Source organism: Rhodococcus artemisiae, from assembly GCF_036327795.1.
Classification (GTDB): Bacteria; Actinomycetota; Actinomycetes; order Mycobacteriales; family Mycobacteriaceae; genus Rhodococcus; species Rhodococcus artemisiae.
Window position 1 is genome coordinate 53,585 of record NZ_JAUTXY010000008.1, and the last position, 17,480, is coordinate 71,064.

19 protein-coding genes are annotated in these 17,480 nt (G+C 66.8%); 8 read left to right on the top strand and 11 right to left on the bottom strand.

Annotated features, from left to right (window positions below; translation table 11 throughout):
* Positions 1-70: 70 nt before the first annotated feature.
* Together Q7514_RS17660 and Q7514_RS17665 are read right to left on the bottom strand one after the other, a co-directional pair.
* Positions 71-1,150, bottom strand: a complete 1,080-nt coding sequence (locus Q7514_RS17660; protein ID WP_330134592.1) for a phosphotransferase — start codon at positions 1,148-1,150, stop codon at positions 71-73.
* A gap of 120 nt (positions 1,151-1,270) precedes the next feature.
* Positions 1,271-2,023: an LmeA family phospholipid-binding protein gene (locus Q7514_RS17665; RefSeq protein ID WP_330134593.1), complete on the bottom strand. Its 753-nt coding sequence runs from the start codon at positions 2,021-2,023 to the stop codon at positions 1,271-1,273.
* A 103-nt stretch (positions 2,024-2,126) separates the two neighbouring features.
* On the opposite strand from Q7514_RS17665, the gene Q7514_RS17670 reads away from it, so the two are divergent.
* Positions 2,127-2,744, top strand: a complete 618-nt coding sequence (locus Q7514_RS17670) for a type IV toxin-antitoxin system AbiEi family antitoxin domain-containing protein (RefSeq protein WP_330134594.1) — start codon at positions 2,127-2,129, stop codon at positions 2,742-2,744.
* Here the strand turns inward: Q7514_RS17670 and Q7514_RS17675 are convergent.
* The 3 genes from Q7514_RS17675 to Q7514_RS17685 all read right to left on the bottom strand — a co-directional run bounded on the left by Q7514_RS17675 (position 2,690) and on the right by Q7514_RS17685 (position 4,648).
* Positions 2,690-3,568, bottom strand: coding sequence for a class I SAM-dependent methyltransferase (locus Q7514_RS17675; RefSeq protein ID WP_330134595.1), 879 nt, complete (start codon positions 3,566-3,568; stop codon positions 2,690-2,692). The genes Q7514_RS17670 and Q7514_RS17675 overlap by 55 nt on opposite strands.
* Before the next feature lie 4 nt (positions 3,569-3,572).
* Positions 3,573-4,073: a DUF2505 domain-containing protein gene (locus tag Q7514_RS17680; protein ID WP_330134596.1), complete on the bottom strand. Its 501-nt coding sequence runs from the start codon at positions 4,071-4,073 to the stop codon at positions 3,573-3,575.
* Positions 4,074-4,138: 65 nt separating this feature from the next.
* The gene (locus Q7514_RS17685; RefSeq protein ID WP_330134597.1) at positions 4,139-4,648 is read right to left on the bottom strand and encodes a DUF2505 domain-containing protein; all 510 of its coding nucleotides are present in this window, start codon (positions 4,646-4,648) and stop codon (positions 4,139-4,141) included.
* Positions 4,649-4,671: 23 nt separating this feature from the next.
* Here Q7514_RS17685 and Q7514_RS17690 point away from each other — a divergent pair, with 23 nt between their 5' ends.
* On the top strand, positions 4,672-5,766 hold the full coding sequence (locus tag Q7514_RS17690) for a UDP-N-acetylmuramate dehydrogenase (protein WP_330134598.1): 1,095 nt from the start codon (positions 4,672-4,674) through the stop codon (positions 5,764-5,766).
* A gap of 3 nt (positions 5,767-5,769) precedes the next feature.
* Here the strand turns inward: Q7514_RS17690 and Q7514_RS17695 are convergent, their stop codons facing one another.
* Both Q7514_RS17695 and Q7514_RS17700 read right to left on the bottom strand, forming a co-directional pair.
* Positions 5,770-6,804, bottom strand: a complete 1,035-nt coding sequence (locus Q7514_RS17695) for a DUF2804 domain-containing protein (protein WP_330134599.1) — start codon at positions 6,802-6,804, stop codon at positions 5,770-5,772.
* A 31-nt stretch (positions 6,805-6,835) separates the two neighbouring features.
* Positions 6,836-7,585, bottom strand: coding sequence for an SDR family oxidoreductase (locus tag Q7514_RS17700; protein WP_330134600.1), 750 nt, complete (start codon positions 7,583-7,585; stop codon positions 6,836-6,838).
* A 113-nt stretch (positions 7,586-7,698) separates the two neighbouring features.
* Between Q7514_RS17700 and Q7514_RS17705 the strand changes: the two genes are divergently transcribed.
* Both Q7514_RS17705 and Q7514_RS17710 read left to right on the top strand, forming a co-directional pair.
* Complete coding sequence (locus Q7514_RS17705) at positions 7,699-8,349, top strand: TetR/AcrR family transcriptional regulator (protein ID WP_330134601.1); 651 nt, start codon at positions 7,699-7,701, stop codon at positions 8,347-8,349.
* Between the two features lie 401 nt (positions 8,350-8,750).
* Positions 8,751-10,049 carry an ROK family transcriptional regulator gene (locus Q7514_RS17710; protein WP_408016122.1) on the top strand — a complete coding sequence of 433 codons (1,299 nt, stop codon included), beginning with the start codon at positions 8,751-8,753 and terminating at the stop codon, positions 10,047-10,049.
* A gap of 57 nt (positions 10,050-10,106) precedes the next feature.
* Here Q7514_RS17710 and Q7514_RS17715 read toward each other — a convergent pair whose 3' ends face one another.
* The 4 genes from Q7514_RS17715 to Q7514_RS17730 all read right to left on the bottom strand — a co-directional run bounded on the left by Q7514_RS17715 (position 10,107) and on the right by Q7514_RS17730 (position 13,227).
* Positions 10,107-10,835 (bottom strand): LppP/LprE family lipoprotein, encoded by a 729-nt coding sequence (locus Q7514_RS17715; protein ID WP_330134602.1) that lies wholly within the window; start codon positions 10,833-10,835, stop codon positions 10,107-10,109.
* Between the two features lie 86 nt (positions 10,836-10,921).
* A complete protein-coding gene (locus tag Q7514_RS17720) occupies positions 10,922-11,953 on the bottom strand; it encodes a tocopherol cyclase family protein (RefSeq protein ID WP_330134603.1) in 1,032 nt (343 codons plus the stop codon).
* A 4-nt stretch (positions 11,954-11,957) separates the two neighbouring features.
* Complete coding sequence (locus Q7514_RS17725) at positions 11,958-12,422, bottom strand: SRPBCC family protein (RefSeq protein ID WP_330134604.1); 465 nt, start codon at positions 12,420-12,422, stop codon at positions 11,958-11,960.
* Between the two features lie 31 nt (positions 12,423-12,453).
* On the bottom strand, positions 12,454-13,227 hold the full coding sequence (locus Q7514_RS17730) for a PIG-L deacetylase family protein (RefSeq protein WP_330134749.1): 774 nt from the start codon (positions 13,225-13,227) through the stop codon (positions 12,454-12,456).
* Between the two features lie 59 nt (positions 13,228-13,286).
* Here Q7514_RS17730 and Q7514_RS17735 point away from each other — a divergent pair, with 59 nt between their 5' ends.
* The 4 genes from Q7514_RS17735 (at position 13,287) to Q7514_RS17750 (ending at position 17,249) form a co-directional block, all read left to right on the top strand.
* Complete coding sequence (locus tag Q7514_RS17735) at positions 13,287-14,480, top strand: MFS transporter (protein ID WP_330134605.1); 1,194 nt, start codon at positions 13,287-13,289, stop codon at positions 14,478-14,480.
* Positions 14,481-14,485: 5 nt separating this feature from the next.
* Positions 14,486-15,313: an alpha/beta fold hydrolase gene (locus Q7514_RS17740; RefSeq protein WP_330134606.1), complete on the top strand. Its 828-nt coding sequence runs from the start codon at positions 14,486-14,488 to the stop codon at positions 15,311-15,313.
* Positions 15,314-15,393: 80 nt separating this feature from the next.
* On the top strand, positions 15,394-16,728 hold the full coding sequence (gene mshA, locus Q7514_RS17745; protein WP_330134607.1) for a D-inositol-3-phosphate glycosyltransferase: 1,335 nt from the start codon (positions 15,394-15,396) through the stop codon (positions 16,726-16,728).
* Positions 16,725-17,249 carry a type III secretion system chaperone family protein gene (locus Q7514_RS17750; RefSeq protein WP_330134608.1) on the top strand — a complete coding sequence of 175 codons (525 nt, stop codon included), beginning with the start codon at positions 16,725-16,727 and terminating at the stop codon, positions 17,247-17,249. The genes mshA and Q7514_RS17750 overlap by 4 nt, the downstream gene beginning before the upstream one ends.
* The last annotated feature ends 231 nt before the right edge of the window (positions 17,250-17,480 follow it).

Here is a 17,480-nt window from a genome sequence, read left to right on the forward strand (position 1 = left end):
TCGAGGTAGAACGTGATTCTCGTCCAGCCTGCCACGATTCCCGTCCGGATTCAATACCCGGATCAGAATGTCAGCAGGGGGTCGAGAACAACTCGGTGGAGAGGGCGTCGTGGTCGGCAACCGCGGTGCTCAGGCGGTGCAGCAGGATCTCGATCAGTCGGGGCTCCACCTTGACGGTGATGCCCCAGAGGTAGAGGCCGCGCACCATTCCTCGTCGAAGTGCGCGTCGGCCGGAGTCGAACGGTGGTGGCTCGATGCCTTGGGAGGCAAGGCAATCGAGGTAGTGTGCGAGAAGGTCGTCCTCGGTGCGGCGTCGTTCCTCGGGGGTCAAGGCGGTCGCGATGTGGGTGCCGACGTCCATGTACCACATGCCGCGTTGGACGAGTTGCCAGTCGACGAGGCTCGGTCGACTCTGCCCGTCGAGGTAGATGTTCCCGACGTGCGCGTCTCCGTGGATCACGCACCAGTCGGAGGTTTCGTATTCGGATGCGAGGGCGTCGACCAGGCCCAGGTAGGCGGAGAGTAGTCGGGGTGCATCCTTCATCTCGTCGGGAACGCGTATGCCGTTCGGTCCGTGGAAGTTCCGGTCGATACGTGCGGTGATCTCCTCGGTGCCCATTGCTCGGATTGCGCCGGTGAGTCGCGGTGCCAGCCACTGCTGGTGTCCCCAATTCTGCTTGCCCCACGTGGCGGCGTGCAATTTGGCGAACTCTCCGAGGCTTTCTGCCACCTGGTCGGCGGTGTAGCTGCTGGCGGCATCGAGGAAGATACTGTTCTGGCTGACGATGTCCTCGGTGATCACGACGCCATGGCGGGTGTCCGGATCGAAGTCCGCGTAGTGGCTTCGCAGGGTGCGCGCTCCGATGTGGTCGCGGAGGTCGCGGTAGAAGCAGGCCTCCGGTTCGCCGGCGGCGCGGGTCGTTCGCCCTTCCTCGTTGAAATAGCCCTTGACGCAGAGGTCGGGGGACAGGCCCTCGGGTATCCCGCTTGTGCACTCGATAGTGAAACGGGCGTTGGTGGAGACCCGGTCGACTATCGGTCCGAGAGTTGCCGATGTGACCTCGATGCCCGGGAATCGGGGCTGGAGTGCCGATGTGAGCCATTGGGGCGACAGCGCCTCATCGAGGGTGTCCGGAACCGCGACGGTCATGAGGCGCACCTCGGTCCAAACAGCCTGGAAAAAGTAGAATGTGATTTCGCCATGGCAAGAATGTAGTACTTCTTATGGCGAGAGTCACACTCTTTTTTGAAAGCCCTGCTCCGGAGGGTGTCAGGCGAGCAGGCCGCAGCTTCCCTGCTGCTCGGGTTGCTGCTGACCCTCCGGCGCCTCCGGCATCACGAAGTGCCCGCCCTCGAGCGCCAGCTGCACGCCGGAATCGGAGACGTTCACCTCGGTGGCCTGCATGCCCAACGGATACTGCTGCAGACCGGAGGTGAGGATCTGCACCACGCCGTCGACGAGTGCCGTGGGCAACCCGATCCCGAAGAGTGACGCATCGGTGGTCTCCACCGTCACGATGCCGTTGTCGACCACCGGCCGCGCGGTGAACTCGGCGAGACCCTGCCCGCCGACGGTGAAGGTCAGGGTGCCCGTGGACTCGTCGGCGGTGACATCGGTGACGAGCGCGCCTACCGACTGGCTCTGCACCGTCTCGAGGATCCCGCTCGTGGGCCACTCGATCTCGGCGCGCGAGCTACCGATCGTCCCGGCGCCTTCCGCGGAATCGCGCAGATCGACGTCCTGGACCTCCGCGTGTACCTGCATCTGCTGCGCGGGACCGAACGCGGTGTCGTCGCTGTCGAAACTCACCGACGGCACTTGGCGGTCGAGGAGTTGCAGGAGCACCGGCTTCCAGCTCAGGTCCACGTCGACCCCGGTGCCGAGCTCGCTCTCGAACGACTGGGCGAGGCATGTCGTTGCGCGATTGCGCACGTAGACCTCGGCGCCCACCAGGACCGCGACAAGTGCGGCGATGACGATGACGGCGATCGTGGTGAGGCGACTGCGCTTCGGTTGCGTCATGTGGCCGATTGTTCCGGACGAGTCTGAAAATCCCATGAGCAGACACGTACCAACTGAATGAATAATGTGAGCTTTGACACATTCTTTGGGTACTGTGGGCGCCATGACTGGGTGGACGGATTCAGAGTACGGCGCATCCGGGCGGGCGGATGCAGACGAGCTGCTTCGGCGCCTGGCGGTGACGCAGGCCGGCTTCTTCACCGCCCGCCAAGCCGTGGGCCACGGCATCACGACCGAGCAGTTCTCCGCACGTATCGAGGCCGGGCAATGGCTACGGGTGGAGTGTGAACTGTTCCGCCTCTGCGACAGCCCGCCGACCAAGTTCGACGAGTTCGCGCAATGGTGCGCGTGGTACGAGGGTACCGCGGTGGTCTCGCACCAGAGCGCTGCGGACCTCCACGGAATGGGGCACCTCCAGCCCCGATTCCTGCACCTGTCGACGGTCGATCAGCGGACGGTTCCGAGCAACCGTCTGGCCTTGCATCATCGCGAACTCGCCGCCGCCGACTGTGAACTGGTGGGGTGTTTCCGGGTCACCACGCCCGCTCGTACCGCGGTGGATCTCGCCGCGGGCGGGGTATCACAGGAGGTTCTCGACGAACTCGTGGGAGACGCGATCGCTCTCGGCCGGGCAGATGCAGATGAGTTGCACGCCGCCGTCGCGGGTCAGCCCACCGCCGTCGCCGATCGCATCGAACTGGCGTTGCTCTCGGCGAGCTGACGGGCGGTCTCGGTTCCGCGCGGTGCCACGGTGTTCCATGGCACGGTCAGAATGCAGTCGCGCATCCGGCGGCGCTGCTCCTGCACCTCGAACCCCTGACTTCGGAGTAGATCCAGGGTCGCGCGCCACCGGAGCCGGGGGCCGAATGCGGAGTGCGGTGCGCAGGTCGCCCACGCCCGGTCTGCGGCCCTCAACAGTTCGTGGATCGGCTCACCCGGCACATTGCGGTGGATCAAAGCTTTGGGGAGCCGCTCCGCGAGGTCGGACGGACGATCGACGTGGAACGGGCTGAACGCCAGGGTCAGAGTGCGCGGACCGTGTTCGTCGAGCAGCACCCATGCGCAGCGGCGACCCAGCTCGTCGCACGTGCCGTCGAGGATCAACCCGCCCGGAGTCAGCCCCGAACGCAGACGCTCCCACGCCGGTGCAACCGCCTCTTCCGGATACTGGCGCAGAACATTGAACGCACGGATCAGTGTCGGCCGCAGGCCCGCCAGTTCGAAGCCGCCACGGGCGAACTCCACACCGCCCCGTCCCGGAACCACCCGATCGGGGTCGATCTCGAGGCCGACCACCCGCAGATCGGGTCGGACCGTGCGCAGACGCGCAGCCCACTCGAGAGTGGTGACGGGCATCGCGCCGTAGCCGAGGTCGACGGCCAGTGGTTTCGGGGTCTGCGTCAGCATGCGTGTCGCGACGGGCTCGTGCACCGTCCAACGGTCGCTGCGCCGCAACCGGTTGATGCCGGTGGTGCCGCGAGTGACGACGCCTTCAGGGTTTCGGCCTTCGGGGTTTCGTCGGACTGCTGTGTTCTGTGATCGCACGGTCCTACTGCCGCGCGAGCCAGTCGGCGGTGATCGCCGCCTCGGTGCGGAACACCTCCACGAGGTTGCTGAGGATCATCTCTTCGAGCTTGCCGCCGATGAACGGCAGATTGACCTTCGCTTCCGACGAGGTCCGCAGCGTGCATCCGGGGGTGCTCTCGAACAGCGACATGGTGCCGGAGAGGCTTCCCGGACCCGCGGGGATCGATGCTTCGTAGCGACCCGTCGTCGTGACGTCGAACGGACCGTACGACTCCGTCCGGGTGATGATCATGTCCTTCTTGATCACCGACTGCGCGATCTCCGGCAACTCCGTCCGGGGTATCACGTGGTGGAGGACGAGCTCGATACCGCTGTCGGTGACGGTGAATTCCTCGACGTGGTTCTCCGAGTACTTCCGCATCTCCGACATGCGGGCCTCCCAATGATCGGGATCGGACAGCGCCGAATAGACCCGCTCCGGGGAATACGGAAAGCGGGCAGAGTAATCGCTACGCCGTGCCACGGCAGGCCAGCGTACCGGCCGGCGCGCGGTGCGGAAAATCGTCCCGTGCGCAGACCGGTGATACTTCAGGACGGGGTCGCGCGGCCCAGCCAGTCCGCGGTGAAGGTCTTCTCCGCGTCGAACAGCCCGATGAGCTCGTCGACGATCATGCCCTCGATCTTCGCTCCCAGGAACGGAATCTTGACCTCGACCGTGCCGTCGACGAGCACCATCGACCCGGCGCCGTCGGGGATGAGCGTGAGCGTCCCCTCGACTTTTCCGGGCATCCCTTCGACGCCCGCGGAGAAGCGGCCCTGCGCCCGATCGCCGTCCAGACCGCCCCACGCCTCGTGGCGTCGGATGACGAGATCGCCCGGTCGGATGTTCGTCACCATGGCCGGGAGGTGCTCGGCGGGAATCGCCTGGCGGAGGTCGAGTTCGATCGTGCCGTCGCCGGTCGTCGCGCTCTCGACAGCAGCGCCCGGGCCGCCGGCCTCTGCGAGGCGGCTGTCCCAGTACTGCGGGTCGACGAATGCCGCATGCACTGCCGCAGGCGGAAACGAGTAGTGCGTCGAGTGGTCGATAGGGCTGCCCATATCCGGCACGCTACCGTTTGCAGGTGCTTGATCCACGTATCAGGGCCCGGCTCGTCGACGCGGGAGCCGCCGTCACCGAATCCGTGCCGCTGTCGACGCTGACGACACTGCGGCTCGGCGGCCCCGCCCACTACCTCGCCGACTGCAACACGACCGAGACGTTGATCGAGGTGATGCGGTGCCTCGACGCCGAGAACGTCCCAGTCCTCGTTCTCGCGGGCGGGTCGAATCTCGTGATCGGCGACGACGGATTCGCCGGTGTGGTCGTCAAGATCTCGAACTCGCGTGTCGACGTCGGCGGCGGGGCAGTCCGCGCCGAGGCCGGAGCCGGATGGGACGACGTCGTGGCACGCACCGTTGCGGCCGGAGTCGGAGGCCTCGAATGCCTCTCCGGCATCCCGGGCTCCGCCGGCGCGACCCCTGTGCAGAATGTCGGGGCGTACGGCGTGGAGGTCGGGTCGGTGCTACGGCGCGTGCGACTGCTGGACCGAAGCAGCGGCATCGACGAGTGGGTCGGCCCGGAGGCGCTCGGACTCGGATACCGAACCAGCGTCCTCAAACACTCCGACGACGCGGTCGTCCTCGAGATCGAACTCGATGTACGTCCCGACGGATTCAGCGCCCCTCTCGGCTATCGCGAACTCGCGACCTCGCTCGGTGCCGAGGAAGGGGAACGACTTCCCACTGCACAGGTGCGCGACCAGGTGCTCGCGCTGCGCCGGAGCAAGGGCATGGTGCTCGACCCCGACGACCACGACACGTGGAGTGCAGGTTCGTTCTTCACCAACCCTGTGGTGCCCGACGACCGGTTGCCGGGTGTTCTCGCGGCGATCACAGAGCACGTCGGCATGGATGTCCGCATTCCCCGGTACGCCGCGGTCGGCGGCACGAAACTGTCGGCGGGATGGCTCATCGAACGTGCAGGGTTCGTCAAGGGTTTCCCGGGCGACGACGCAGCCGCACGCCTGTCGACGAAGCACACCCTGGCGCTGACCAATCGGGGGTCGGCGACCACCGCGGATCTCGTCGCACTCGCCCGCGAGGTGCGCGACGGGGTCGAGGACGTGTTCGGCGTGCGGCTGCACCCCGAGCCCGTGACGGTCAACTGCGTGATCTGACCGTCACCAGCGGTTGCGGACCGCTTCGGCGAATCCGAGGAGGTTCTCGACCTCGATTCGGGTACCGTCGTCGAGCAACACGAACCCGGTGTAGCGGCCGAACACCTGGTGTTGTGTCGAGCGGATGACCACGGCATTGACGTCTGCGGCACGATCGAGGATGGGGTCGAACTCCATCTCGAAGCGGTCGTCGTTGCTCGTGAACCGCCACGGCGCGCCGTCGTAGGTGTCGGCGGGGCGATGAAAATGCACGCGGTCGAGCTTGTGCGCGACCCCGTCGTGGAACACCATGTTCTCGCTCGCCGCGGTGGTGTCGCCGAAGCCGTAGCCGATGCTGAAACCGAACGGAACGGCATCGACGAGCCCGGAGGCAGAACCCCAGTACCAGGTGTTGTCGTACGTCCACACCCCGCGCCCCCAGTCGAAGACCCCGAATGCGCTGGTCGCGTCGAACTCGTGGGTCGCGCGGTCGACCCTGATCGAACCCCACGCGGGCAGGCAGTTGATCTTCTGGTTGTAGTAGAACGCCTTCGGTGCGTGCGGGAACGGCGTGGCGATCGCCATGCGATCCATCGGTGGCTGCGACAACAACAACTCACCCGACAGCCCGCGACCACCGCCGAACCCCGGGTGGTCGACGATCAGGCGCCGCGCCCGCCCCTCGTTCCGGTACTCGATCCGCATCGCGCCGCGGTGGATCACGACGTCGCCGACGTCGGCGCTGCTCGGCAGGTGCATCCGTCCGAGTGGGAATGGGACCAGCTTGTTCTCGGTCACCTCCGTGCGGCCCGCGAGATCGAGCCAGCTGATGCCGAGCAGACCGATGTATCCGTTGTCGGCGACCGTCAACGCGATGCCGTACGGGCCCGCCTCGCCGTCCGACAGGACGCAGTAGTAGTCCCACTCCTTGATCCGCAGCCTCGACGCCGCGACACGGGTCCGCTCGTATACGCGGATTTCGCTCGCAGCCCAACCGGCTTCTGCGAGCGTGCCGTTCTCGTCGAGCAGGGGACCGGGCGAGAGGCGTTGTTGCTGCATACCTCGCGAGACTACTGCCGCAGGACGACTGTCAGCCGGTGGTGCGGTTGAACCGCCCCGCACTTGCCTGATCGCGGGGCTTGACGATGATCTGGTCGAGGTTCACGTGCGACGGACGCGACGCGACGAACCCGATGATCTCCGCGATGTCCTGCGCGACGAGCGGGGTGATGCCCTCGTACACCTTGTCGGCGCGGTCCTGATCGCCCTCGAAGCGGACCAGCGAGAACTCCGTCTCGACTGCGCCGGGAGCGATCTCTGTGAGGCGGACGGGTCTGCCGAGAAGTTCCCCGCGCAGTGTGCGGTGCAGCACTGCCTGCGCATGCTTGGCCGTCGTGTATCCGGATCCGTTGTCGTACGCCTCGAACGCGGCGACCGAAGTGATCGTGACGATCAGTCCGTCGCCCGAATCGATCAGCTTGGGAAGCAGCGCTTTGGTGACGCGCAAGGTGCCGATGACGTTGGTTTCCCACATCCACCGCCAGTCGTCCTCGACGGCGTCGAGCACCGTGGCGAGGCCCTTCGCGCCACCGGCGTTGTTGACCAGTACGTCCACACGCGGCAGAACCGTCGTGAACGCATCCACGGAATCCTCGTCGGTGACGTCCAGTTCGAGGGCTGTTCCGCCGATCTCGTCGGCCAGCGCCTGCAACCGGTCGAGGCGTCGTGCACCGACCACCACGTGGTAGCCCTGAGCCGCGAGGGTCCGTGCGGCGGCTTCTCCGATGCCGGAGGACGCTCCGGTGACGACGGCAATACGGGAATCGGTAGAAATGGTCATACGCCGAATCGTAGTGCCGACGGCGCTGACGTGCCCGACCGATTCTCCGGCTGCACCTGCCCCCGATGCGCTTGCCGTGCGGATCGCCGTAACCGGCGCTAGCGTCGGTTTTCATGACGATGAGCCGCGGGCGGTACAACTCGGGAGAGCGAACCCGCATCCGTCTGATCGAAGCCGCCGAGAAACTGTTCGCGCGGCGCGGATACGACGGTGTCACCCTCGCCGACATTCGGAAGGCGGCCGGTCAGCACAATTCGTCGGTCATCGGTTACTACTTCGGCACGAAGGACGGATTGCTCGGCGCGGTGGCCGACCATCGCTTCCCCGCGGTCGACGCGGAGCGCGGCGCGCTCGTTCGGCGATTCGTTCAGGACGGCCATGGACTGTCGACCCGCGAGGCCCTGTGGGCCGTCGCGGAGCCGCTGGCGAACACGGTCTGTCGGAACAACCACTATGTAGCGATGCTCTACCGGCTGCTCGATGAAGGCAGGCTCGCCGAGCATGTGGCTGCCGCGATGTCGACGTCGAACGGTTACCTCGTCGACCGCACATTGAGAACGTCGGCCGGGCACCTCCCGCCTGATGTGGTCGACCAGCGTCTCGATCTCGTGTACGAAAGCATCGTCCGAGCGCTGTCGCGGTGCGATGCGATGCGCAGACCTCCGGCGCATGCCGAGCTGTCGGCCTTGGTCGACGCGTGGGAAGCTGCGCTCGTGGCGCCGTTGTCGGAGGAGACGGAGGCGGCCCGAGCTGCACGCACGTAGGCCTTCGATGCGGGGAATGCGCGGGGAGACGAGTGGTGGCGATCAGGCATGATCGTCGCGCCGTCACAGGACTATTTCCCTTCCGGTTGTGGAGAATCCGAACCGTGACATAGCCTTCGTGGCATGTCGCCTGGTCGAGTCGCCGCCCCGCGCGTCACATACGTGACCGCCGCTCTGGGATCCCGGCTGCCTCTGGCTCGCGAACTCTGTTGTCGTTGCTGCGGTAGGTAGATCCGCGCCGACCCCGGTTTCCACTCCGGAATCCTTCACTCACGTGCCCAGTGCACGTCGAGGTCGGGCGCGCCGATGTCCGTATCGTGCCAACTCCGGGTCGATTCACTCGCGTTCGAGCATCACGCTCGCGTCGAGGCGCCCGGGACCGAGTCGCAAGGAACCCACACGTGTCAGCTCCCACCCTGTCCCGCTCAGCGTCACCCCGCCCAGCTTTGTCCCGTACCGATCTCTCCCGCCCCGCATCGCTCGCTCTGGCCTCCCGACGGGGTCAGGCGCAGGCGCGGATCGTAGCCCCCGACCTGCGCATCGCCGACGGCGCCGCGGGATCGGTGTTCCGTGTCGCGGCCGATCGCGGCCCCATCTCCCGCGATGTGATCGCCAAGGCCACCGGCCTGAGCATCGCCACAGTGAACAGGCAGGTGTCCGCGCTCCTCGCTGCCCGACTACTGCGCGAACGTGCCGACCTCACCGAGTCCGGCGCCATCGGCCGTCCGCGGATTCCGGTGGAGGTCGACCACGAACCGTTTCTCACCGTCGGAATCCACATCGGCGCCGTGACCACCGGGATAGTCGCCGCCGACCTGCGCGGCAGGATCATCGGTGCGGTCGAGATACCCACGCCCAGCGGAGATCAGGACCTCGCACTCGCGTCGATCGCAGCCAGTGCCAAGGCTTTCGTCTCGCGGTGGCACCGCCGTACTGCGCTGTGGGCCGGTGTCGCGATCGGCGGGCGCGTCGACTCCGCGACCGGAATCGTCGACCATCCGCGGCTCGGCTGGTCGCAGGCCCGTGTCGGCGAGGCCGTGGGCCTCGGCCTGCGTCTGCCGGTGTCGGTGGCGGCGCACGTCGAGGCGATGGCCGCCGCAGAACTCCTGCTGACCCCGAACAAGACTGCCGGCGACACAGCAGGTGCCGGTCTCTACATCTACGCGCGCGAAACAGCCGGTATTGCCATCACATTCGACGGCAAGGTCCATACGCCGACGACCGGGCCCGGGTCGATCTCCCACCTGCCCACCGGTTCGTCGGCACGGTGCACGTGCGGTGGTACCGGATGCCTCGAAGCGACGATCAGCGACCAGGCGGTGCTCGAACGTGCCCGCAACGAAGGGGTGCTCACGGGCGGCGACCAGTCGATCCGGGCGTTGTACGGAGTTGCACGCGAAGGGTCGGAAGCGGCACGTGCCATTCTCGTCGACCGCGCTTCTACGCTCGGACGGACCGTCGCGATCCTGCGCGATCTGTTCAACCCCGACCGCGTGGTTCTCGGTGGACAGGCCTTCACCGAGTACCCCGAAGGAATTGCGTACGTGGCGAAAGCGTTCGAGCGCGCATCTTCCCTGCCGCACAAGGACGTTCACATCACCGGGTTCGGCAACAGGGTGCAGGCCCACGCTGCGGGAGTGGTCTCGCTGAGTTCGTTGTACTCCGATCCGCTCGGTGTCATGCGACGAGTCGCGGCATGAGACAGCCTGTGGCATGAGGCAGTCCGGTGCTCTGATCGGCCGACAGTGCGGCCACCGCTACCGCGGGCCGTAGGAATCGAGCATCTCCTGCGGCAGCGGCTGCCCCATCACCACCTGCGATCCGTCCCAGGTGTAGTCGATGACGGCCGGTCCACCGGACGGACAGCAATTCGCGTCCTCCGGGGCGAGCCAGCGGTACTGCACCGACACCGTCGGCCCGCCGGCGCCCACCACTTCGGTGTACGAGTAGGAATCAGAGGTTGCGGTGCCGAGGTAGGTGCCGTCACGGAAGAACACCACGTGCGACGGTGAACTTGCCGTCCCACCCGGTGTTTCCGCCATCAGCCACAGCAACTCCCCGCAGGAACCCGTGACGTCCGAGTAGGCGCCCGCGATCCATGGGTTCCCGCCCGGCGCCGTATTGCCGAGCGAGGCAAGCGCGTCCGTGACCATGGGCGAGGTCGGGTCGATGCAGGGACCGGTGGTCTCTTGCGGTGCCGACGCTTCCGGAACCGGTGAGGCAAGGGGGGTGTCGGGGATAGGTGAGACCTGGGGTTGGGCTGTGCCCTCGGCAGGTGCCGGCGCCGGGACGATCTCGGTCGCTCCCGGTGCCGGTGTTCGCTCGGCGGGGTCGGGTTTCTGCAATTGGTCGGCGTCGGCCGGAGTCGTGATCGGCGCGGCAGGCGTCGTGGGGGTGGTCGTGGTGTCGCTGCCACCGCATGCGGTGAGCAGGGCTGCGGCGGCAACGAGAGCGATCGATGCTCCGATTCGGCGGTTCGTCAACATCTCACCTTCCTTCACGACACGGTGCGGTGGGTTCATGGAGATCGTCGTCGACGAACATGTATCCGTTAGCGACAGTTACGGATTCGTTACGGCGGGGAGGGGGATGCGTCTGTTGCGTCCGGTTTCGACCCTCGGCGACGGAGTTCGGTCTCCGCCCGTTCGAGGCCTCCGTGTTCGAGTGCGGCGAGCGGGGATTCGTCCTCCCACACCACGGTGCCCCGCTCCCGGACTGTCACTCGCAGCGTTCCGGCCAGATGCTCGATCGAACCGGCCACATTGCGGCGCTCCGCGGGAAGCGGTACTGGCAACACGTGTGCACGTCCGAGCGGGGAATTCCCCTCGATCTCGACGCTCCACCGCAGGTTTCCGCCGCGCAGTGACCACGATTCGTCGGTGACGTGGGCGCGGATCGGGGACACCACCGGATTGCCGAGCCGGATGACGCGCCCACCGGGCAGTGCCACCACGACCGCCGTCACGGTGGTGCGAAGCGGGCCGGTGTGGATCTCGCCGCCGGCGAAGGCGACGCACGCCGACGGATCCTCGAATCCCTGTGCCTGCCCCCACCACCAGGAGTCGGGAAAACCGCCGCGTCCCCAGTTCTTCTCGCCGTACACCTGGGCGCCGTCGAGCTCCCACACCGCATCGCCCAGCACGGCGCGACCCTCCGCATGCCCGCCGAGCAGCCACGGATGCCAATACTGATTCAATGCGGGCACCGACTGGAACACGCTCGAACCACCGAATCGGCGCCGCGGCCACGGCAGGGTCGGGGTGATGCGGACGTCGAGCTGTGCGTCGTGCCCGAGATCCATCTGCACGCGGTCCGCGCCGCCGCTGAATGCGGTCCCGGCGAGGGCACCCAACCTGCTCGGATGTGCGGTGCCCTCCGGATGCGCCCCGGTACGGAGGAATCCGCCGGGATGCGCTGCCAGCCCGAGTGTCGCCCAGTTCCCGTCGGGCGCCCGGTTGATCCCGCACAGCGCGATGACCACCCGACCTGTCTCGGGCTGGGTGAACCTCCAGAAGTAGCCCTCCATTGCCACGTCGTGCGCGGTGAGCAGATCACCGAACGGCAGCGTCGCACCGCCTTCGCGGTACCGCCTGAGCAGCGACATCCGTCTAACCCAGTCGTTCCGCGACCGCAGCGATGTCCTCGAGGTCCTGGCGCATCGATTTCGCCGTCGCGCGTTTCGCGAGTGGTCCGGTGACCGTCATCAGCAGTTGCGCTGCGGCACCGAGGGGTCCGGAATCGCCGGAGAACTCCATCGTCAGATCCGTCCCCGTAGCGGTGGGTGTCAGCTCGATGACCGTCCGGTAGCGCGCGCGGCCGGATTCGGCCGTGATGACGGTGCGTTGCTCGGGCACCGACTCCGTCACCTGCAGCTCCTCGGTCGCGGATTTGCCGAACATCACCCGTGTCTCGCGCCACCGGGTCCCGACCCGGTACTCGCCACCACCCTCGACACGTTCGACGGCGGTGACGCCGCGGAGGGTGTCCGGAGCGGAGTCGAGGTCGGTCAGCACCGCCCACACCGCGCTCGGTGGCGCAGCGATCGAGCGGGTGACGGTGATTCGTTGTTCCACAGATTCTCGCCTTTCGTAGGGTGGATCCCTTTCACAACCGCAGCGACGTCTCCTGGAGGCCCGGTGCTGCGCCGCGCCGCCGGAACCACTCGATTCCGAACGCGGCCCGCAACTGGTCTTCGGTCATACCGAGCATCGGACCGAAATCGCCGATCTGAGACTCGTGGGCACGCATGGCTGCGACTTTCGCGGCAATGGTGCCTGTGACGTCGACTTCGGTGGTCAGTTCGGATTCGGGTAGGCCGAACGTGTCGAGGTCCGGTGGCTGCGCCTCACCCGTGACCTCGGGATTCGCCGCGAGCAGTCGCCGTAGGTGATCGCGGTTCATGGCGGATTCGTACACCGCGTCGTGGCCGGTCGCCTCCGCAGCCCGCACTCCGACGTTGTGGACCTGTATGTGATCGGGGTGCCCGTAGCCGCCGTGGGCGTCGTAGATGGTGACCGAGTCCGCGCGTTCGAACTCGATGATCGCGGCCAACCGGGTGGCCGCCTCGTCCACGTCGACATTCGCGAACGCCTCGGGATTGGTGTTCTCAGGGGTCCCCGCCATCCCGGAATCCGGATATCCGAGCGGCACGAGCCGCGCTACCCCGAGGGCCTCCGCGGATCGTTCGAGCTCCCGCATCCGACGATCCGCGAGCGATTCACCCGCCGCCAGCAGCCCGGAAGGGTGTTCGCCGGCGGCACCGTCCGTTGCCACGACGAGGACCACGCGATGTCCCGCGTCGGCAGCGAGCCGCATGACGCCACCCGTCGTGAAGACCTCGTCGTCGGGGTGCGCGTGGAAGCAGACCAGAACGCCCATACGCTGCATGCTGGCACGGTACGGCCGTGCGTGGTACCGAGAGAGGAAATTCCACCGAGGTGTCCCAGCGACCCGGCGGTTCCTACCGCACTCTGTTCACCGCCCAGGGCACCGTCGCGTTCTGCGCGGCGGGGTTCGTCGCGCGCCTGCCGATCGCCATGATCGGGATCGGCATCGTCACGATGTTCTCGCAGCTACGCGGCGACTACGCGCTCGGCGGTGCGCTGTCCGCGGTGTTCGCGCTGTCGTACGCCGTCCTGACGCCCCTGGTGTCGCGGGCCGTCGACCGGCTCGGCCAGTACCGCGTGCTGCCCGCGGCCGCCGCGATCAGTGCGGCCGCGACCCTCACGATGCTCCTGGGTGTGCGGTTCGAGTGGCCGGTACCGCTGCTGTTCCTGTGTGCGATACCGGCCGGCCTGATGCCGACGATCGGGGCGATGGTGCGTTCCCGCTGGACCCAGCTGTACGCCGGAACCCCTCAGTTGCGCACCGCGTTCGCTCTCGAGGCCGTGATCGACGAGCTGTGCTTCATCGTCGGCCCGGTCCTGTCCGTCGGACTCAGCATTGCGCTTTTTCCCGAGGCCGGCCCCCTGCTGGGCGCGGTCCTGCTGCTCGTGGGCACCCTCGTTCTCGCCGGGTTGCGCGGAACGGAGCCGCCCGTGAGGTCCCGCACGCCCGAGATGCCCAGTGTCAACCTCCTGAGGCTGCCGGTGCTCGTCGCGCTGATCGTCGTCATGTTTGCGATGGGTGTGATCTTCGGGGTCATCGACGTCGTCGGGGTCGCGTTCACTGCGGAACACGGTGTTCCAGGCGCAGCGACAGTGGTGGTGGCGTTGTTCGCTTTCGCTTCGGCGATCAGCGGCATCGTCTTCGGTGCGCGGGTGACGACATCGTCGCTGACCCGTCAGTTACTGATCGCGACGGCATTGGTCGCGCTTCTGCTGTGGCCTTTGTTGCTTGCCGGGTCGGTGCCGATGCTCGCGGCGCTGTACCTGCTCGCGGGCTCGGCGATCTCGCCCACGATGATCGTCGCGACCTCGCTCACGCAGCAGATCGTGCCGTCCGGTCGGCTCACCGAGGCGATCACCTGGACCGTCGCGGGTCTCGGTGTGGGCGTGGCCGCGGGGTCGGCCCTCGTGGGCCAGGTCATCGACCGGATCGACGCGGGCGCGGGATACGGGGTGGGTGTCGCGGCAGGCCTGATCGCAGTGACATGCGCGGCCGGGATCCACCTGCGCGCGCGGCTACAGTGACCGCCATGACAGTGCGAGAAGTCCTCAGCAACGATGGCACCCCGATCGTGTACCGCACGTTCGGGCAGGAATCCGCCCGCCCGCTCGTGCTCCTGCACGGCTGGGCGCAGTCGTCGCGATGCTGGGGCGAGGAAGTCCTGGGCGGTCTCGCACGCAGCTTCCGGGTGATCGCGGTGGACCTGCGCGGGCACGGATACAGCGGAGTCCCGCGCGACGGCTATGACAACTCCGAGAATTGGGCGGCCGACGTGCACGCGGTGCTCGAAGCCGAACGCGCCGAGAACGCGGTGCTGCTGGGGTGGTCCTACGGCGGCCTGGTGATCTGTGATTACCTCGCGGTGCACGGCTCGGCTGATGTGACCGGTGTCGTGCTCGTCGGCGCGATCACGAGTATCGGACGTGGCGAGAAGGGCGGGAAGGCCGGGCCGGCGATGCGCGCAGCGATCCCTGCGGCGATGTCCGAGAAACCCAAGGAGGCGATCGCGGCGCTCGGCTCGTTCGGCACTGCGCTGACCGGTCCGCCGGAGGGCAAGGGAGTGGTGTCGCAGGCACTGTTCGGAGCATCCCTGAGCACCGCTCCGCACGTGCGTGCCGCGTTGTTCGATCGGGCCGCGGGCAACGATGGGCTGCTTCGCAGCCTCGACATCCCGGTGTTGCTGCTGCACGGGACCGCGGATTCCGTGGTCGACATCGCAGCGGCGCGGCACGCCGAGTCGCTGCTGCCGAACTCGACGACGTCGTATTGGGAGGGTGTCGATCACGGTCCGTTCGTCGAGGATCCTGCGCGGTTCGTGGCCGAGGTGACCGAGTTCGTCGAGTCGGTCGACGGATAGGCGGCTGCGGCTGGGTGGCTGTGGTGTGGGCGGGGGAGGTCGATTCCTCGCGAGAAGGGGACGCAAGGCAGTATGGAGGGGTGACGTCCCAGCCCAGCCGCCCGCACCGCGTGGCCGTGATATCGGTCCACACCTCACCGCTGGCGCAGCCCGGCACGGGTGACGCCGGCGGCATGAATGTGTACGTCCTGCAGACCGCGATCCAGCTGGCACGTCGCGGCGTGGAAGTGGAGATCTTCACGCGTGCGACGTCGTCTGCCGATCCGGCCGTGCAGCATGCCGCTCCCGGCGTTCTGGTGCGCAACATCGAGGCAGGACCGTTCGAAGGCCTGGACAAACACGACCTGCCCACGCAGCTGTGCGCCTTCGCGGCGGGCGTGCTGCGTGAGGAGGCCCGGCATCCCCAGGGCTACTACGATCTGGTGCATTCGCACTATTGGCTGTCGGGACAGGTCGGGTGGCTCGCTCGCGACCGGTGGGGGGTGCCGCTGGTCCACACCGCGCACACGCTGGCCGCAGTGAAGAACGCCTCGCTCGCAGCAGGCGACAAACCCGAACCTGCCGCACGGCAGATCGGGGAACAACAGGTGGTCGCGGAGTCGGACCGGATGGTCGCGAACACCACCGACGAAGCTGCCGCGCTCGAACGCATCTACGGCGCTGATCCGTCTCGGATCGACGTCGTCGCGCCGGGCGCGGACCTGTCGCGTTACCGCCCGGGTGACCGGGATGCGGCGCGGGCCCAGCTGGGGCTCGATCCTCGCGAGACGATCGTGACGTTCGTCGGCCGGATCCAGCCGCTCAAGGCTCCCGATGTGCTGCTGCGTGCAGCGGCCCAGGCGATTGCCGATGCGCCCGACGTTCCGTTGCGTGTGCTCGTCGTCGGTGGTCCGTCGGGGAGCGGTCTCGAACGACCGGATTCGCTGATCGAACTCACCCGTGAACTCGGGATCGCCGCACAGGTGACGTTCATGCCCCCGCAGCCGTCCGACCGCCTCGCACAGGTGTATCGGGCCTCTGATCTTGTTGCTGTGCCGAGCTATTCGGAGTCCTTCGGGCTCGTGGCGATCGAAGCGCAGGCATGCGGTACGCCGGTGATTGCCGCCGACGTCGGCGGACTCGGTGTCGCGGTGCGGGGCGGCGAGACCGGTGTGCTCGTCGAAGGGCATCGCATCGATGATTGGGCGGCTGCATTGGGATCGCTCGTTTCCGACCCGGGCAGGCTGGCCGCATACGCGGAGGCCGCGCCGAAGCACGCCGAGAACTTCTCGTGGGAGCACACCGCGGACGGTCTGCTCGAGAGCTATCGGCGGGCGGGGATGCGCCGGAACCGCGCGTTCGGTTCGACGGAGCATTCGCTGCGCAGGCAGCGTGGATTGTGGAAGTTGCGTCGTACGAGCGGAGTGAAGGCGTGAGCGAACGGCTGAGCGAACTGATCGACGCGGCACTGCGCGAGCGGGAGTTGGAGTTCTCGCGTAAGGAGGGCGGCCACTTCGTGGTCGAACTACCCGGCGAGAACAAGCTGAAGACCACCACACTGCTGACGGTGGGCACGCACGGTCTTCGTGTCGAGGCGTTCGTGTGCCGCAAGCCCGACGAGAACTTCGAGGGCGTCTACAAGTACCTGTTGCGGCGTAATCGCCGGTTGTACGGAGTGGCGTACACGCTCGACAAGGTAGGCGACATCTATCTCGTCGGCCGGATCTCGGAGCATTCCGTCACCGCAGAGGAACTCGACGCTGTGCTCGGCCAGGTTCTCGAAGCCGCTGACTACGATTTCAATATCATTCTGGGAATCGGGTTCATCACGTCCATCAAGCGTGAATGGGAGTGGCGCGTGTCACGAGGTGAATCGCTGCGTAATCTCGAGCCGTTCCGGCACCTCATCGAGCAGGAAACCGGAATCGATTTCGCACCGAACGACGACGACCGATAACGTCACACTTCGGATTCGGTGCGATTCGGACGCATTTGATTCGTCCGGTTTGTGAGGCCTGCACCAGGTTATTTTGTGACCATCCCCACATCACGTGCGTGTAATTCATTGTTCCGAAGTTCTTATTTCGATCCTGCCACCTGGTGAAACCCCTGTTGATCAAGGGATTTTCTGCACGAATGTGCCAATAAATCGGTCCGTGACCTTTTCGTGATTGGCATTTAGCGTTGT

Excerpts from the sequence above, each read along its gene's own strand:
- Q7514_RS17660 (WP_330134592.1), bottom strand. The coding sequence starts at position 1,150 with ATGACCGTCGCGGTTCCGGACACCCTCGATGAGGCGCTGTCGCCCCAA.
- Q7514_RS17665 (WP_330134593.1), bottom strand. The coding sequence starts at position 2,023 with ATGACGCAACCGAAGCGCAGTCGCCTCACCACGATCGCCGTCATCGTC.
- Q7514_RS17670 (WP_330134594.1), top strand. The coding sequence starts at position 2,127 with ATGACTGGGTGGACGGATTCAGAGTACGGCGCATCCGGGCGGGCGGAT.
- Q7514_RS17685 (WP_330134597.1), bottom strand. The coding sequence starts at position 4,648 with ATGGGCAGCCCTATCGACCACTCGACGCACTACTCGTTTCCGCCTGCG.
- Q7514_RS17695 (WP_330134599.1), bottom strand. The coding sequence starts at position 6,804 with ATGCAGCAACAACGCCTCTCGCCCGGTCCCCTGCTCGACGAGAACGGC.
- Q7514_RS17700 (WP_330134600.1), bottom strand. The coding sequence starts at position 7,585 with ATGACCATTTCTACCGATTCCCGTATTGCCGTCGTCACCGGAGCGTCC.
- Q7514_RS17705 (WP_330134601.1), top strand. The coding sequence starts at position 7,699 with ATGACGATGAGCCGCGGGCGGTACAACTCGGGAGAGCGAACCCGCATC.
- Q7514_RS17715 (WP_330134602.1), bottom strand. The coding sequence starts at position 10,835 with ATGTTGACGAACCGCCGAATCGGAGCATCGATCGCTCTCGTTGCCGCC.
- Q7514_RS17720 (WP_330134603.1), bottom strand. The coding sequence starts at position 11,953 with ATGTCGCTGCTCAGGCGGTACCGCGAAGGCGGTGCGACGCTGCCGTTC.
- Q7514_RS17730 (WP_330134749.1), bottom strand. The coding sequence starts at position 13,227 with ATGGGCGTTCTGGTCTGCTTCCACGCGCACCCCGACGACGAGGTCTTC.
- Q7514_RS17740 (WP_330134606.1), top strand. The coding sequence starts at position 14,486 with ATGACAGTGCGAGAAGTCCTCAGCAACGATGGCACCCCGATCGTGTAC.